Source organism: Capnocytophaga ochracea DSM 7271 (assembly GCF_000023285.1).
Lineage (GTDB): Bacteria > Bacteroidota > Bacteroidia > Flavobacteriales > Flavobacteriaceae > Capnocytophaga > Capnocytophaga ochracea.
In genome coordinates, this window is record NC_013162.1 from 834,801 (window position 1) to 850,042 (window position 15,242).

Consider the following 15,242-nt stretch of genomic DNA (forward strand, 5'->3'; position numbering starts at 1 on the left):
TATTCGACATATGAAAAAAATACAAATGGTTGACCTACAAGGTCAGTACGAAAGAATTAAAAACGACGTACAAGCCTCTTTTGAGGAAGTACTCAGCACCACAGCTTTTATCAACGGTCCCCAAGTACAAGCTTTTCAAAAGGAATTGGAAAACTATATGGGGGTAAAACACGTAATCCCTTGCGCTAATGGTACTGATGCCCTACAAATAGCAATGATGGGGCTCGGACTCAAAGAAGGCGATGAAGTTATCACTGCCGATTTTACCTTCGCTGCAACTGTGGAAGTGATCGCCCTACTGAAACTCACCCCTGTATTGGTAGATGTATACGACGATACTTTCGACATCAACATCGAGGCAATTGAAAAAGCTATTACTCCTCGCACGAAAGCCATAGTGCCAGTACATTTGTTCGGTCAGCCAGCTAATATGGAAGCTATTATGGCTTTGGCTAAAAAACATAACCTCTTTGTGATTGAAGACAATGCGCAAGCCATTGGTGCCGATTACACTTTTGCCGATGGACACAAACAAAAAGTAGGAACTATTGGTCACGTAGGGGCAACTTCTTTCTTCCCTTCTAAGAACCTCGGTTGCTACGGGGACGGAGGGGCTATCTTCACTAACGACGACGACCTTGCTTACACCCTTCGCGGTATCGTAAATCACGGTATGTACGTGCGTTATCACCACGATGTAGTAGGCGTAAATTCACGTCTCGACTCTTTACAAGCGGCAGTGTTGCGCGCCAAACTTCCTCACCTAAACGATTATAACGCCCGCCGCCGTGAAGCTGCTCGCAAATATACGGAAGCGCTGAAAGGCAATCCTCATATCATTACTCCTGTAATCGCCAAAGGTTACGACCACGTATTCCACCAATATACCCTCCGCATCACCAATGGCAAACGCGATGAACTCGCTAAAGTATTGGGTGAAAACGGAGTGCCTTTTGGTATTTACTACCCTATACCATTGCACGCCCAAAAAGCCTATACTCGTAGCTCTTATAACGAAGCTGATTTTGGTGTTACCAATAAATTAGTACAAGAAGTCATCTCACTGCCTATGCACACCGAGCTTGACGATGAGCAAATAGCGTTTATCACAGAATTGATAAAGAAAACAGTGTAGTGGTAGGTCGTGGTAGGACGGGCTGTTATTTGCGTTACACACTTTGCCAAAGTTCTTAACACCTACCCGTGCTACGGTCTTTGGCAAAGTCTATAAAATCAATAACAATTAAAAACAAGACATCACTTTTTCAGATGTTTTAAAAAATTAACAATTAAAAATTGATTAAATATGGCATTACCTGATTTCCAATCCTTTTTTTATCCTACTTTTTTAATGATAAAAGATAAAAAGGAGTATTCTATAGATGAGCTAAGAAACTTCTTAACAAAGTATTTTAAATTAACGGAGGATGATAAATCTGAAAAAGTACCAAGTGGTACTCAAACAAAATTCAACAATCGAATTTATTGGACAAAAAGTTATTTTACAAAAGCAAATCTTATAGAATCTACTAAACGATCTCATTTTAAGATTACTAAAAAAGGTGTTGAGTTCTTTAATAAGTTAGAAAACAACAAAAAAATCACAATTAAGGATTTAGAGAATATTCCTGAATTCCATAGTTTTAAGTATGGAGATTCTTTAAATCAATTAAGTATAGAAGAAAATCTAATAGAAGATAAAACACCTTTTGAAAGACTAGAAGATATTCATCAGCTGTTACAAGATGAATTAGCTCATGAGTTATTGATAAAGGTTCGTGAAAATTCTTGGCAATTCTTTGAAGATTTAGTTATAGACCTAATGGTAAAAATGGGATATGGAGGAGCAAAAAGTAGAAAAGGAAATTCTGTAAAAAGAACAAATGATGAAGGAATAGATGGCATAATTAATGAAGATAAGTTAGGGTTAGAACTTATCTATCTACAAGCTAAAAAATGGGATACAGAAACTACAATAGGAAGACCTGAAGTTCAAAAGTTTGTAGGAGCTTTACATGGACAAAGAGCAAAAAAAGGAGTTTTTATCACAACAAGTAAATTTTCCGATAATGCTTATGAATATGTGAAGACAATTGATCCAAAAGTTGTTCTTATTGATGGAAAAACGCTTACTAAACTTATGATTGAATATGAAATAGGAACAACAGTTGTAGAAAATTATCAGGTGAAAAAAATTGATACTGATTACTTTGAAAAATAAAAACTTAAAAGTAACCTTATGGAAATCACTAATATCAACCAGTTAGACCCTCTATATGGAGTATACTCGTATGCCGATTATCTATTGTGGAAATTTAAAGAACGTGTAGAACTTTTTAAAGGAAAGCTCTTCAAAATGTCTGCACCTTCAGCAGTACATCAAGAAATATCAATGAAATTAGCAGGAGAGCTCTATCAGTTTCTTAAATGAAGTTCAAATATGCCCTTTATGAGGAAGCTAAAGTACCAGAATATTGGATTATTGACCCCGATCACCAAAATATTTTAGTTTATATACTGAAAGGTGATAAGTGCCAAAATCCTATCAATGTAGTAGATGATTATATCCCCTCGGAGAAATTTCCGACTCTTAAACTACATACTAACGATATTTTTTAAACAACAACCTTATGGCAAAGACGGCACTACAAATAGCTATTGATGAGGAAGACTTACCTATTTTCAACTCTCTATTTGAAAAGTTTGAGGTAGAAACATCAGATATTGTTTATTTTCTTACAAAAGAAGATTTACAAACAGTATCTAATGAGGTATTAAATAGAGATTTAACGACAGAAGAAGTTACTTTGTTAGAAAGTAAGATAGGTGATTACATCGATTGGTATGATAACATAGAGAACGCCATTCAACAGTTGATACCCTATGAAAATATTTAATTATCTACCTAATTAGAAAAATATGCTAAATACAAATCAATACTTTACATTGCAACAAGCCTCATTGTGGGCAACGGAATATATGGGGAAGAATGTTACTTCCTCAAATATCTCCTATTTAGTACAGTATGGTAAAGTAAAGAAATTTGAAAACAATGGCATCACTCAAATCGCTAAAGAGGAACTTAAAGCCTATTACGATGCTTTGGGTGGAAATCGCGCCTCACAGTGGAAAGAGAAATTAGGCGATGACCTCAATTGGAGTCTGTCGTTTGAGCAATATAAAGAAGCAGAAACTACTAAGCACGTACACCGCTTGCACCCTTACAAGGGGAAGTTTATTCCGCAATTGGTAGAGTATTTTTTAGATGGGCATACTGATGCTTTCAAAAAAGAAGTCTTTTTTAAAGCAGGTGATATAGTCCTCGACCCTTTTTCGGGTAGTGGTACTACTATGGTACAAGCCTCAGAATTAGGAATGCACGCTATAGGGATAGACGTATCAGCTTTCAATGCTCTCATAGGCAATGCTAAAGTAGGGCATTACGATTTGGTAGATGTGTATAACGAAACGCACCGCATTACCCAAGCTTTAAAGGAGTTTTTAGCAGAAAAACACATACTTGCTTTTGATGCTGAACTTACCGAAGCGCTCAATAATTTCAATAAAGAGTTCTTCCCCGTACCCGACTATAAATACCGTTTGCAACGCAAGGAGATAGACGGCAAAATATATGGTGCTGAAAAAGAACAACAGTTTTTACCTATTTATCAGGCACTTGTGGAAAAGTATCACATTCAGCTGAAACAACCTAAAGCTGACACTTTCTTAGACAAGTGGTATATACAGCACGTGCGCGAGGAAATAGATTTTGTGTTTAACCTTATTAAACAGATTGCTAATCTCGCTACCAAGCGTATAGTTACCCTCATATTGAGCCGAACCATTCGCAGTTGTCGTGCCACTACTCACGCCGATTTAGCAACCCTGATAGAGCCCATAACTACCACTTACTATTGTGCTAAACACGGCAAGGTGTGCAAACCACTTTTTTCGATATTGAAATGGTGGGAAACCTACACCAAAGACACTATCAAGCGTTTGCAACAATTTAAAGAATTGCGTACTAATACCTACCAAAAGTGTTTACAAGGCGACAGTCGTACTATTGACATCTTTGAGGCATTAGAGCATAAGAGCCCAGAGTTTGCCGCTTTAGCAAAAAAGCAGAAGATTAAAGGCATTTTCTCATCGCCCCCTTATGTAGGGCTGATTGATTATCACGAGCAACACGCTTATGCTTACGACCTTTTTGGTTTTGAGCGCAATGACGATAAAGAGATAGGTCCCCTTTACAAAGGACAAGGGCAGGAAGCCAAACGTATGTATGTATCGGGTATTGCTGAGGTACTTACCAATAGCAAACGCTTTTTAGCCGATGATTACGATGTATTTTTGGTAGCCAACGACAAGTACGGCTTATACCCCGAAATAGCCGAGCGAGCAGGAATGCGCATTGTAAATCAATACAAACGCCCTGTACTCAACCGTACCGAAAAAGACAAAAATGCGTACGCTGAGATTATATTTCATTTAAAAGAGAAATAGAAAGAGTTATGGAACAAAATTTTGACATTGGATTAAATGCAAAAATAAATGAGTTTGCAAAAAAATTTAATATAGATAGGGAAAAAATCAAAGATGACGATATCTTTGAAGATTTTGCAAACTATACCATTGCTTCTACTTTATTGGAAGAAGAGGTAGAGAATGTTAAGTCTGTCTCAACAAATAAGGCACAAGGAATTGATGGTATAGCAATCATTATTAATGATAAATTAATCTCTGAAGAGTCTGATTTATCAAAATTTGGAGAATCTGAAAAATTAAAAATAAGAATAGGATTCATACAGTCAACTATAAAAGGGAGTTTTGATGAACAGAAATTACGATCTTTTACAGATGAAGTTGTTAATTTTCTTGTAGGAGACATTAGAATTGAACCGTTTTGTAGTATTTATAATAAATTACTTGATCAAGAAGGTGATTATATTAAAAAAATTGCTGAAACTCCTCGCGTCTCATTGTTTTTTCTGTCAGCAAAAACATTACATAATATACAAGAAGATAAAATTAATATTGAAAAAGCAAAAATTACTTCAAGAAGTGAACTTAAAAATAAATGTCATTTAGATAATTTTTGTATTTATCAAAAAGAAGATATAAAGAATGAATATGATAAAATATCTAAGTTTCATACTTCAGAAATAACATTTGAAAAAAGTATTTCATTATCTTCTGTAGATAAAGTAGAATTAAGCCTTTTAACTATTATAAAATTTTCAGAGTTGAAGAAGTTAATTCTTACTCCTGATGGTAATTTGAAAGAACGATTATTTGTTGAAAATGTGAGAAGTTACATTGGTTCAACAAATGTAAATTTAGATATTAGAAATACTTTAAACACAGATTTACAGAAACAGTATTTTCCTTTTTTAAATAATGGGCTAGTTATTATTTGTGATAAAATAGAGAGACATTCTGTTATTGAAAATAGTTTTAAATTAACTTTTCCAAGAATTATCAATGGATGTCAAACAACTAATGAATTGTTCAAGAAATATAAAAAATCAAATGATATTGATTCAGTAGAAATAGTAGCTAAGGTAATATCTACAAAAGACAATGAAATAAAGAAAAGAATTATTTATTCTGCAAACAATCAAAATTCCATTAGTAAAGACTTACAATCTTTAAATGAAATTCATGAAAAAATAGAGAATTATTTTTTAGGAAAAGACTCCTGTAACTATCATTTATATTTTGAGAGACTGAGAGGTCAGCATTCAAACGTTACACCTCCTTACAGTAAAATAAATATAGAAACATTGGCTAGAGTATTTATTTCTGTATTTTTAAAGAAACCTCATGAAATGAAGAGCAATGCTCTTGCTATAATAAAGTATTATCAAGGGGAAAATCTAATATTTAATTCTACAAGAGATTTTAACCAATATTATTATTGTGCACTTTTGTGGTATTGGTTTAATTATCTTTTGGTTAACGAGAAGTTTACTTTGAGATCAAAGACAATGGATATGCATGTTTTAATGGCTTCTGATATTTTTTTAGAGAAAAAGCAAATCAACTCTATTGATAATAAAATTAGTTTTTTAGATAATGAAAATAATGCTACGAATTTAATTTTAGAGACGGTAAATATTCTCAATAATCAAGAATATCTATTTGAAAGAAGGGGATTATATTCAAATCCTAAAACACAAGAACTTATAACATTTTTAACAAATGCTAACCCCACAACAAATAGCTAATGTAGAAAACACACTTAGGCATAGTCTTAGAACAAAGTTTCAGCACTATAACCCTGAGCCTGCGGTAATGCCTTTCCATACACGCTTATTGGGTAAAGACCGTATGGCACTGTTTTCGTTTATTCATTCTTTGAATACTAATTTTGGGACGAGCATTTTTGAGCCTGTAGCTAAATCATTAGCTGAATCTCGGTTTAAGGTTGCTAAACTACAAGCGGTAGCTGGTGATAAAATAAGTGAAAAAGCGGAACGGGTTATTCAAGATATTATGGATAATCTCACCGTAAATGGTAACCCTAATAAGACAGATGAAATAGAAGCTATTAGAGCTGTTTGCCAAGAAGGAAAAATGAACACCGTAAAGCCTACCAAAGTAGATGTATGGTTAGAAAGTCATTCAGATGAGCTTTTCTTGTTTGACATTAAAACAGCTAAGCCTAACAAAGGAGGCTTTAAAGAGTTTAAACGCACTTTATTAGAGTGGGTGGGTTGTGTATTGGCAGAAAACCCTAACAGAAAAATACATACCCTTATTGCTATACCTTACAATCCGTATGAGCCTAAGCCCTATTCACGTTGGACGATGGCGGGAATGTTAGATTTAGATAACGAGCTAAAAGTAGCCCAAGAGTTTTGGGATTTTCTCGCAGGAGAGAATGCCTATCAGGATTTGTTAGATTGCTTTGAACGTGTAGGGATAGAGTTACATAATGAAATTGATGAATATTTTAAAAAATTTAATAACTAAAACAAAAATAATGAGTCAAAAAATTCCTTGGCAAGAACGCCCTGCGGGTTGTACCGATGTAATGTGGCGTTATTCTGAAAACCCTATTATCGGTAGGTATGATATCCCTACCTCTAACAGTATTTTTAACTCGGCTGTTGTGCCTTTTGGCGACGGCTATGCAGGGGTTTTCCGTTGCGACAACAAAGCAGTGCAAATGAACATCTTCGCTGGATTCAGTAAAGATGCTATTCACTGGGAAATCAACCACGAACCTATCGTGATGAAAGGTGGTAATACTGATTTCTTACATTCTGAATATAAGTACGACCCTCGCGTAACGTTTATTGAAGACCGCTATTGGGTAACTTGGTGTAATGGCTATTGTGGTCCTACTATTGGGATTGCTTATACTTTTGATTTCAAAGAGTTTTTCCAATGCGAGAATGCCTTTTTGCCTTTCAACCGCAACGGAGTGCTCTTCCCTGAGAAAATCAACGGTAAATACGCAATGCTTAGCCGTCCAAGTGATAACGGACATACACCTTTCGGTGATATTTTCATCAGCTATAGCCCCGATATGAAATACTGGGGTGAACACCGCTGTGTGATGAAAGTAACGCCTTTTATAGATAGCGCTTGGCAATGTACCAAAATAGGGGCAGGAGCCGTGCCTATCAAAACAAAAGACGGATGGCTATTGTTCTATCACGGGGTAATCAACACTTGCAACGGTTTCCGCTACTCTATGGGGGCTGCACTATTAGACCTCAACGATCCAAGCAAGGTAATTGCTCGTACACAGCCTTACCTCTTGGCACCTGCAACTCTCTACGAAACTACCGGCGATGTGCCTAATGTGGTATTCCCTTGTGCTGCCTTGCATTCTATCGAAGAAGACAAAGTAGCAGTGTACTACGGTGCTGCCGATACAGTAGTGGGCGTTGCCTTCGGACGTATTTCCGAAATCGTAAAATTCACTAAAGAAAACTCATTGTAAACAGATAAATATAACAAGTGAAAAAGCGCAAGCCGTCGGCTTGTGCTTTTTCACTTGTTATTAGTTATTATATTGTCTTCTTCTAAGCTCTCAAAAGGAACATTCTCATATTGGTTGAATACTTTTAAAGAATCAGGCGTTGCCGATAAAAACTCATATCCTCTAAGAGTCGGCTCGTCTATTCCTAACCAGTGGGCATAACCTTTTAGAAAGTAAAAACCCGATTTAGGAACTTTTACTACCTTGTGCTCTCTGTCGTCACTGCTTAGCAAAGCAAACGGAATACGGTAAACGGCTTTGTTAGGATGAGTATCGCCGTGAGTAAGAGTGGCAAAAAACGATGACGATCGGTCTTTGGTCATCAGTCCGTGATCGGCAAAGTAAAGCATAGAGAAGGGATGATGTTGTGCTTCTAAAAGCTCATAAACGCGTTGTAAGAACTTGTCAGTCTGCTCAATCGTTTGTAAGTAAGCCGAAAAGTTACGGTTGTAATAGTTGTAATGTACCGATTGCTCTAAGCGTTCAGGAAAGTAAATGTGCGAGCCCATAATATGTAATACAAACAAACGCGGGCGTGCGCTCTTTTCTTCTAAAAAGCGTTGCAGTACGGGTAGTAAAGCCGTGTCGTAGATATTCATTGATGAGTAGTCACCTTTCTTTGTAAAGACCTTATGGTCGCATAACGAGGCTATCTTAGCAATAGGCGTATCCCATTCGCCTACTGACCCTTGATTTGAAAGCCAATAGGTGTCAAAACCTCCCATTTTTGCCAAAGAGATGAGATTATCAGCATAAACAAAATCACCGTTCTTTTGCTTTAAGAACATTCGCAAAAGGGCAGTAGTAGTGTTGGGAGCGGTTGCCGTATAGCCATCTATTATTGTCCCCTTAGCACTCTTCAAGAAAGAGGAATTCTCTATTGGAAATCCGTATAACGACATATAGTCCTTCCGTACGCTTTCGCCTATCACAAGCACATAGTTCATATACTTAGGTTTAGCGCTCACCACCTGCCACGAAGGTGTGCCTTCAATGCTTTGGTTGAGCTCCTTGCGCAATTGTTTGTAGTTCTTCACATTGTGGTAGATAGAAGCATAGAACGCAATAGGCGCCGTGCGTGTGTTTTGCCACTGGAAACCGCCCTCTTCCTGAATCTTTGTAAAAGGACGGTACACTGTAAGTGCCACGCCTACTATACCTATCCCCAAAGTAATAAACCACTGTTGGCGATTGTATATTGTCTTTTTCTTCTTGCCTAAGTAAAGAATGAAACTTCCAAATAATAAAGTAAGTACCGATACTCCATAGGAATAAAAAGGTAATTGTTGCATAAACTCTTTAGACTCTTGGAAATCTGTTTCAAAGAAGGCGCCAATCATCGTAGCAGGCGGATGACCAAACCAGATAATTTGAGGTAAAAAGAGCACACAAGTGAGTAGTACAAAACCAAAGATAATAGCAAACAACCAGTAGTTTACCCGCCTAAGCGTCAAAAATAACAAGAAAGTAGCAAGCATTCCGTAGACTGCTAAGTTCATATCTAAAGCCAACGGTATTGCTACTGAAAAGAGCAATAGCAGTATTTCAAAAAGATATTTTTTCATCTAACAATAGAGTTTAAGCAATTCGCTTTCTGAGATTGCAAAAGTACAAAATAATACTAAAAAGACGATACTTTTTACTTTTTTACTACCTTTGCGCCTTGTATCGTCATTTCTCATTCGTAATTCGTCATTAAAATGTATAGATTCTCTCTTTATATCATCAAGGCAATCCTCCCCCTCGTTGCCCTATTCAACAAAAAAATACACCTCTTTGTAAGCGGACGTAAAACCGTATGGACTACCCTTACCGCAAAACTCGACCCTCATACCCGCTATGTGTGGATACATACCGCTTCTCTCGGCGAGTTCGAACAAGGATTGCCCGTTGTTAAAGCCCTGAAAAAACAAGGCTATAAAATACTCATTACCTTCTTTTCTCCCTCAGGCTACGAGGTGCGCAAAAACACCCCCGATGCCGATATAGTGGTCTATCTTCCCCTTGATACACCCGCTAATGCCCGCAAGTTCGTGCAAATGGTAAATCCTGCAATGGCTATTTTTGTGAAATACGAGTTTTGGGTCAATTACCTTACCGAGCTCAAAAAAGCACAAGTACCCACTTATTTGCTCTCCGGTATTTTTCGCAAAAATCAAATCTTTTTCAAGCCTTACGGCGGAATGATGCGCCGAGCTCTCCATTGCTTTACTCATTTCTTCGTGCAGAACGAGCTTTCTCAGCAACTACTTAAAAACTTAGGCTTCAATAATGTAACTGTCAGTGGCGACACCCGTTTCGACCGTGTGGCTGAAATATTGGAACGAGACAACCATTTAGATTTTGTAGAGCAGTTCAAAGGAAACAATCTATGTGTGGTCTTCGGTAGTTCGTGGGCTACCGACGAAGACATTTACTTGCAATATATCAACACTTGCACTGCCCCAGTGAAGTTCATTATTGCCCCTCATAATATTCACCCTACCGATATCGCAGAACTCAAACACAACCAGCAGAAGTTAAACCGTAAAGTTGCCCTATTCTCCGAGAAAGATTCTCTCAACCTTTCTGATTACGACGTACTCATCATCGATACCATAGGCATTCTCACCAAAGTGTATAGCTATGCCGATATAGCCTATGTAGGAGGTGGAATGGGCACTACGGGCTTACACAATGTCTTAGAGCCCGCCGTATTTGGGGTACCTGTAATCATCGGTAAGAATTATGAAAAGTTCAATGAAGCAAAGGAGTTAGTCACCTTAGGAGGCGTTCTCTCCGTAAGCAGTAAAGAAGAATTCGCCCAGGTGATGAATAACCTTGTTACTTCACCCGAAAAGCGCATCGCTATAGGCAATATCAATCGCCAATATATAAACGAAAAACAAGGCGCTACTAAGGCTTTTTTACAAGCAATAACTTCGTTTTAGCCTCGCCTTACCGCCTTTTTACCTTCGCTTTTCCGTCACCACATTCCCCCTATTACCTCCGTCATTCGTCATTCGTTCCTCGTCATTCCTTCCCTTTTCCGTCATACTCCCCCCTAGTGCCTATGGTCTAAGGCCTAATGCCTTTTCTCTTTCTTTCGTCTCGAAACCCCGATTTTAACATTTTTTGCACCGCTGTATTATATTATGAGTCAATTACTTATATACCCTTTCTATACCAATCGTCCAAGATTCGTATAAGCTTCCTATAAGCTCTCTATAAGCTACCCCCACCCTTCTTATACCCTTTTTTCACCAAATTTTCTCTCAGCTCTCTTCCGTTCTTTTCCGATATCTTTTGAAAGCCCCTAGCAGTCCCAGCATATCTCTTTTTCATCTCAAACTTTGCCCAAGTTAATTGCCCGTCGTGCTACGACCTTTGGCAAAGTTTAATAAACTGACAATCCCTCCGCTGGTTTACAAGGCGTAGCTTTGATTTTGTTTAAATTTTGTTTGATTTCTGAGGCACAGCCTCATTCCTCTAATACAACTTCACATCCCATTTTCTAATTTTCTCATTCTCTAATTTCTCCCCCGCCCGTGCACCTCACACCTAAAAACCACAAAATCACCACATTTGTTTTTTTTCTTTCTTTTTTAGTAAATATTTTTTGAAATAATTTGCACATTTATTCTTTTTTTTCTACATTTGTAGTGTCTTTTAAAACCTAAATACCTTCCAAAAGAGAATACAATAAATTTTAACTGTATAATAAGATGAGAAAAACATTATTATTCGTAGCCTTGCTATCGGTGATGGCAACTACATTCGCACAAGAGAAAATCAAAGACGTAAGAACCAAACCCGACCTCTACTTCTTGCAAATCGGTGAGGTGGCAAACAGTCTTGAGCTCCTACCTCCTCCTCCTCAACCAGGTAGTATTCTTTTCCTTAACGACGAAGCCCAATACCAATGGGGCTTAATGCAACGCCGTACCCCTCGTGGTGAGCAAGCCGTATCGGATGCTCGTGTAGAGGGTCCTGGCGTGCCTAATGCTTTTTCCGAAGCTTTTGGCATCAAGATTTCTAAGGAAACTACTCCCGAAATCTTCAAACTTGTAGTAAATATGCGCGAAGATGCAGGCGACCTCGCTACTCGTGCCGCCAAAGAACACTATATGCGCGTGCGTCCGTTTGCTTTCTACGAAAAGACCACTTGCAATCCCGAACAACAAAAAGAACTCTCTACTAATGGTTCTTATCCCTCTGGTCACACCGCTATTGGGTGGGCTACCGCTTTGGTGCTTGCCGAAATCAATGTCGATAGACAAAACGAAATCCTCAAACGCGGATATGAAATGGGACAAAGTCGCGTGATTTGTGGTTACCATTTCCAAAGTGATGTAGATGCTGCTCGTCTCGTAGCAAGTGCCGTAGTAGCGCGTCTCCACGCCAATGATGCCTTTATGAAACAACTCGAAAAAGCTAAAAAAGAGTTTGAAGGACTTGTAAAAAAAAGCAAAGTAAAGAAAAGTGAACGTATGACTAAATAAAATTTAAAACTATGAAAAAGATATATTTTATGATGTTCAGCCTAATGGCTGTGGGCTATACCTATGCCCAAGAAGAACCAACCACCGTTACCGATACCACCGAACCTATGCCCGCTACACCTATACAGGAAGCTCCTAAACCCGAAGAAAAGTTAGAAGTAAAACCCGGAGGACGTATTTTATTGGACGCTGGTTATTTCAATGCCAATGAGCAAAAAGATAAGTTCGTAAGTGGGGTAGCTATCCCCGATGTGCGTATGGGCTTAGGCGTACGCTATGGTAATTGGAAAGGAAAAGTAGATATCGGCTTTGCTTATGGCAAAGTTTCTCCTAAGGATATCTTTATCGAATACGGTTTCAGCAAACACACACTTTTGCGTGGAGGTTATTTCGTACACCAATTCGGTATGCAAAGTGCCACCAGTTCTTCTTTCAAAATATCGATGGAAGAACCCCAAAGTAACGAGGCTTTCTTCAACTCTCGTCTCATCGGTTTGATGCTCTTACACCAAAAAGATGACTTTATGGGTACTTTAAGCCTCTTTGCCGAAGGTGAAACGATGAAGAAAAGCTCTGATGCTACAGGCGACCAAGGTATGGGTATGATGAGCCGTTTGCTCTATCGCCCACAACGTGAAGAAGGCAAGATTTTTCACGTAGGACTCTCAGGTGCTTTCGAAACACCTCGTTATAACGAAACACCAGCACTTAACCACAACTCTTATGTGCTCAAAACACCTTTCCCTACTCGTATCGCTAAGGTAACCGCACAACAAGCAACTATTGATAACGCTACTTTCCTTTATAAATTCTCCCCCGAATTGCTCTTTGCACGTGGTCGTTTAGGTTTAGAAGCCCAATATTACTATGTGAATGTAAATCGCAAGAGTGGTTTCGATAATTTCAAAGCAAGTGGTGCTTATGGTATGTTCCGTGCTATCGTAAAAGGAAACCCTTACGAATATACTGACATCGATGGAGGTATCGCTACCCCCAGACCTGGTGCTATGGAACTCGTTGCTGGTTATAACTACACCGATTTATCCGACCCTAAAGCGGGTATCTTAGGAGGTCGCCTCAACGATTATTCACTTACATTCAACTATTATATCAATAAGTATATGATTTGGCGTGTACGTGCTTCCTACACCGGTGTTACTTACCGTGAAAGCATTCCCGACACCAATTTAAGTCTTATCGAAACTCGTTTGCAAATCAAGTTCTAAGTGCGAGCTGTACAGCCAATTGTAAAGGGACTGTTTGAAAAGTTTTTATAGAGGTATAATTGTGGATTCTCCTCCTTTTGGAGGGGGAACGGGGGAGGTTTATTATCATATAGTTATAAAAGACCTCCCACCATATGGCAGTCACAAACTTTGCCAAAGCTCGTAGCACGAGATGCAATTAAAACTTTGCCAAAGTTACAAAGTTAAAGAATATAATTTTCTAATTAAAACACAGTATGAAAATAAGAATCATAACTCTACAAGCATTACTACTCCTCTTGTGTCCGCTCTTAGCGATGGCACAACTCAACCGCTCCGAAAGTTTTAAAAGCCAATACAAGCTCAAAGAAGTGGTGATCCTCAGCCGTCATAACATTCGCTCCTCACTATCAGTGAACGGGAGTACCTTACAAAAAATGACGCCTCACGAATGGATAAAATGGAGCGCTGCCCCCAGTGAACTTACCCTTCGTGGGGGAGCACTCGAAACCATTATGGGTCAGTTTTTCCGCAAATGGACAGTAGCCGAAGGGCTCTTTGCTGAGAATGCAGTTCCCTCTGTTGATGAAGTGAATTTCTATGCTAATAGTATGCAACGCACCATTGCGACGGCACAATATTTCTCCTCAGGATTTATGCCCGTAGCCAATTTGCATATCAACCACCGCTTTACCCCCAGCAAAATGGACCCTGTGTTCTTCCCTGCGCTTACTAAAAGTAGCCCTGCTTTCAAAGCACAAGCAATGAAAGAAATTGCTGCTATGGGAGGTAAAAAAGGTATTGTGGGCATCAACGAGGGATTGAAAGACTCTTACCAACTCTTGGAAAAAGTACTCGATTTGAAGAACTCACCCGCTTGTAAATCCGGTGAAGTGTGTGCTTTCAACGATTACAACACCCAGTTGAAACTCGAAAAAGGTGATGAACCTAATATGAAAGGTTCGTTGAAGTTAGCTAACTCCGCTTCCGATGCTTTTATTTTGCAATATTATGAAGATAAAGACCCTGTGCAAGCAGCTTTTGGCAACAACCTCACCACCTCCGACTGGGAAAAAATCGCTAAGGTAAAAGATGTCTATGGCGATGTGCTTTTCACCGCTCCTATCGTAGCCGTGAACGTAGCGCACCCTCTACTAGTGTATATGAAAGACGAACTCAACGCCAAAAACCGCAAATTCACATTCCTTTGTGGTCACGATTCTAACATTGCCAGCGTGAATGCCGCTTTGGAAGTAGAAGAATACAGTTTGCCTAAATCTATTGAGAAGAAGACCCCAATAGGTAGCAAACTCGTGTTTGAAAAATGGGTAGACAACAGCGGTAAAGAGTTTGTATCAGTAAACATCGTATACCAAACCACCGAGCAATTGCGTGGAATGGAACTATTGGATATGCAAAATCCACCAGTAGTATTCCCTCTAAAGCTTAAAGGTGTGAAAGCCAATGCCGATGGTCTCTACACTTTAGAAAGTGTAAACGACCGCTTCGACAAAGCTATTCGTGCTTATGAGGCTATCAAATAGTATAGTATATCTATTG

12 protein-coding genes and 1 pseudogene are annotated in these 15,242 nt (G+C 38.6%); 12 read left to right on the forward strand and 1 reads right to left on the reverse strand.

Annotated elements, in window-relative coordinates; translation table 11 throughout:
* Positions 1 to 10: 10 nt before the first annotated feature.
* The 8 genes and pseudogenes from COCH_RS03440 (at position 11) to COCH_RS03475 (ending at position 7,957) form a co-directional block, all read left to right on the forward strand.
* Positions 11 to 1,135, forward strand: a complete 1,125-nt coding sequence (locus COCH_RS03440; RefSeq protein ID WP_015781946.1) for a DegT/DnrJ/EryC1/StrS family aminotransferase — start codon at positions 11 to 13, stop codon at positions 1,133 to 1,135.
* A gap of 171 nt (positions 1,136 to 1,306) precedes the next feature.
* Positions 1,307 to 2,221, forward strand: coding sequence for a restriction endonuclease (locus tag COCH_RS03445; protein WP_015781947.1), 915 nt, complete (start codon positions 1,307 to 1,309; stop codon positions 2,219 to 2,221).
* An 18-nt stretch (positions 2,222 to 2,239) separates the two neighbouring features.
* Positions 2,240 to 2,619: pseudogene (locus COCH_RS03450) on the forward strand (Uma2 family endonuclease).
* 11 nt (positions 2,620 to 2,630) lie between these two features.
* Entirely contained in the window at positions 2,631 to 2,897 is a 267-nt protein-coding gene (locus COCH_RS03455) for a hypothetical protein (protein WP_015781950.1), read from the forward strand.
* A 22-nt stretch (positions 2,898 to 2,919) separates the two neighbouring features.
* Positions 2,920 to 4,506, forward strand: a complete 1,587-nt coding sequence (locus COCH_RS03460; RefSeq protein WP_015781951.1) for a DNA methyltransferase — start codon at positions 2,920 to 2,922, stop codon at positions 4,504 to 4,506.
* Between the two features lie 8 nt (positions 4,507 to 4,514).
* Positions 4,515 to 6,230 (forward strand): AIPR family protein, encoded by a 1,716-nt coding sequence (locus COCH_RS03465; RefSeq protein WP_015781952.1) that lies wholly within the window; start codon positions 4,515 to 4,517, stop codon positions 6,228 to 6,230.
* Positions 6,205 to 6,978 (forward strand): TdeIII family type II restriction endonuclease, encoded by a 774-nt coding sequence (locus tag COCH_RS03470; RefSeq protein ID WP_015781953.1) that lies wholly within the window; start codon positions 6,205 to 6,207, stop codon positions 6,976 to 6,978. The genes COCH_RS03465 and COCH_RS03470 overlap by 26 nt, the downstream gene beginning before the upstream one ends.
* A 10-nt stretch (positions 6,979 to 6,988) precedes the next feature.
* Positions 6,989 to 7,957, forward strand: coding sequence for a glycoside hydrolase family 130 protein (locus COCH_RS03475; RefSeq protein WP_041546913.1), 969 nt, complete (start codon positions 6,989 to 6,991; stop codon positions 7,955 to 7,957).
* A 50-nt stretch (positions 7,958 to 8,007) separates the two neighbouring features.
* Here COCH_RS03475 and COCH_RS03480 read toward each other — a convergent pair whose 3' ends face one another.
* A complete protein-coding gene (locus COCH_RS03480) occupies positions 8,008 to 9,561 on the reverse strand; it encodes a sulfatase-like hydrolase/transferase (RefSeq protein ID WP_015781955.1) in 1,554 nt (517 codons plus the stop codon).
* Positions 9,562 to 9,696: 135 nt separating this feature from the next.
* Here COCH_RS03480 and COCH_RS03485 point away from each other — a divergent pair, with 135 nt between their 5' ends.
* The 4 genes from COCH_RS03485 to COCH_RS03505 all read left to right on the forward strand — a co-directional run bounded on the left by COCH_RS03485 (position 9,697) and on the right by COCH_RS03505 (position 15,226).
* The gene (locus COCH_RS03485; protein WP_015781956.1) at positions 9,697 to 10,926 is read left to right on the forward strand and encodes a 3-deoxy-D-manno-octulosonic acid transferase; all 1,230 of its coding nucleotides are present in this window, start codon (positions 9,697 to 9,699) and stop codon (positions 10,924 to 10,926) included.
* A gap of 774 nt (positions 10,927 to 11,700) precedes the next feature.
* A complete protein-coding gene (locus tag COCH_RS03495) occupies positions 11,701 to 12,477 on the forward strand; it encodes an acid phosphatase (RefSeq protein WP_015781957.1) in 777 nt (258 codons plus the stop codon).
* Positions 12,478 to 12,488: 11 nt separating this feature from the next.
* Entirely contained in the window at positions 12,489 to 13,703 is a 1,215-nt protein-coding gene (locus COCH_RS03500; protein WP_009750631.1) for an OprO/OprP family phosphate-selective porin, read from the forward strand.
* A 236-nt stretch (positions 13,704 to 13,939) separates the two neighbouring features.
* Positions 13,940 to 15,226 (forward strand): histidine-type phosphatase, encoded by a 1,287-nt coding sequence (locus tag COCH_RS03505; RefSeq protein ID WP_015781958.1) that lies wholly within the window; start codon positions 13,940 to 13,942, stop codon positions 15,224 to 15,226.
* Positions 15,227 to 15,242 lie beyond the last annotated feature (16 nt).

What these genes read in the sequence shown, in the direction of transcription:
- COCH_RS03440 (WP_015781946.1), top strand. Translation starts at nt 11, where the DNA reads ATGAAAAAAATACAAATGGTTGACCTACAAGGTCAGTACGAAAGAATT.
- COCH_RS03445 (WP_015781947.1), top strand. Translation starts at nt 1,307, where the DNA reads ATGGCATTACCTGATTTCCAATCCTTTTTTTATCCTACTTTTTTAATG.
- COCH_RS03455 (WP_015781950.1), top strand. Translation starts at nt 2,631, where the DNA reads ATGGCAAAGACGGCACTACAAATAGCTATTGATGAGGAAGACTTACCT.
- COCH_RS03460 (WP_015781951.1), top strand. Translation starts at nt 2,920, where the DNA reads ATGCTAAATACAAATCAATACTTTACATTGCAACAAGCCTCATTGTGG.
- COCH_RS03465 (WP_015781952.1), top strand. Translation starts at nt 4,515, where the DNA reads ATGGAACAAAATTTTGACATTGGATTAAATGCAAAAATAAATGAGTTT.
- COCH_RS03470 (WP_015781953.1), top strand. Translation starts at nt 6,205, where the DNA reads ATGCTAACCCCACAACAAATAGCTAATGTAGAAAACACACTTAGGCAT.
- COCH_RS03475 (WP_041546913.1), top strand. Translation starts at nt 6,989, where the DNA reads ATGAGTCAAAAAATTCCTTGGCAAGAACGCCCTGCGGGTTGTACCGAT.
- COCH_RS03480 (WP_015781955.1), bottom strand. Translation starts at nt 9,561, where the DNA reads ATGAAAAAATATCTTTTTGAAATACTGCTATTGCTCTTTTCAGTAGCA.
- COCH_RS03485 (WP_015781956.1), top strand. Translation starts at nt 9,697, where the DNA reads ATGTATAGATTCTCTCTTTATATCATCAAGGCAATCCTCCCCCTCGTT.
- COCH_RS03495 (WP_015781957.1), top strand. Translation starts at nt 11,701, where the DNA reads ATGAGAAAAACATTATTATTCGTAGCCTTGCTATCGGTGATGGCAACT.
- COCH_RS03500 (WP_009750631.1), top strand. Translation starts at nt 12,489, where the DNA reads ATGAAAAAGATATATTTTATGATGTTCAGCCTAATGGCTGTGGGCTAT.
- COCH_RS03505 (WP_015781958.1), top strand. Translation starts at nt 13,940, where the DNA reads ATGAAAATAAGAATCATAACTCTACAAGCATTACTACTCCTCTTGTGT.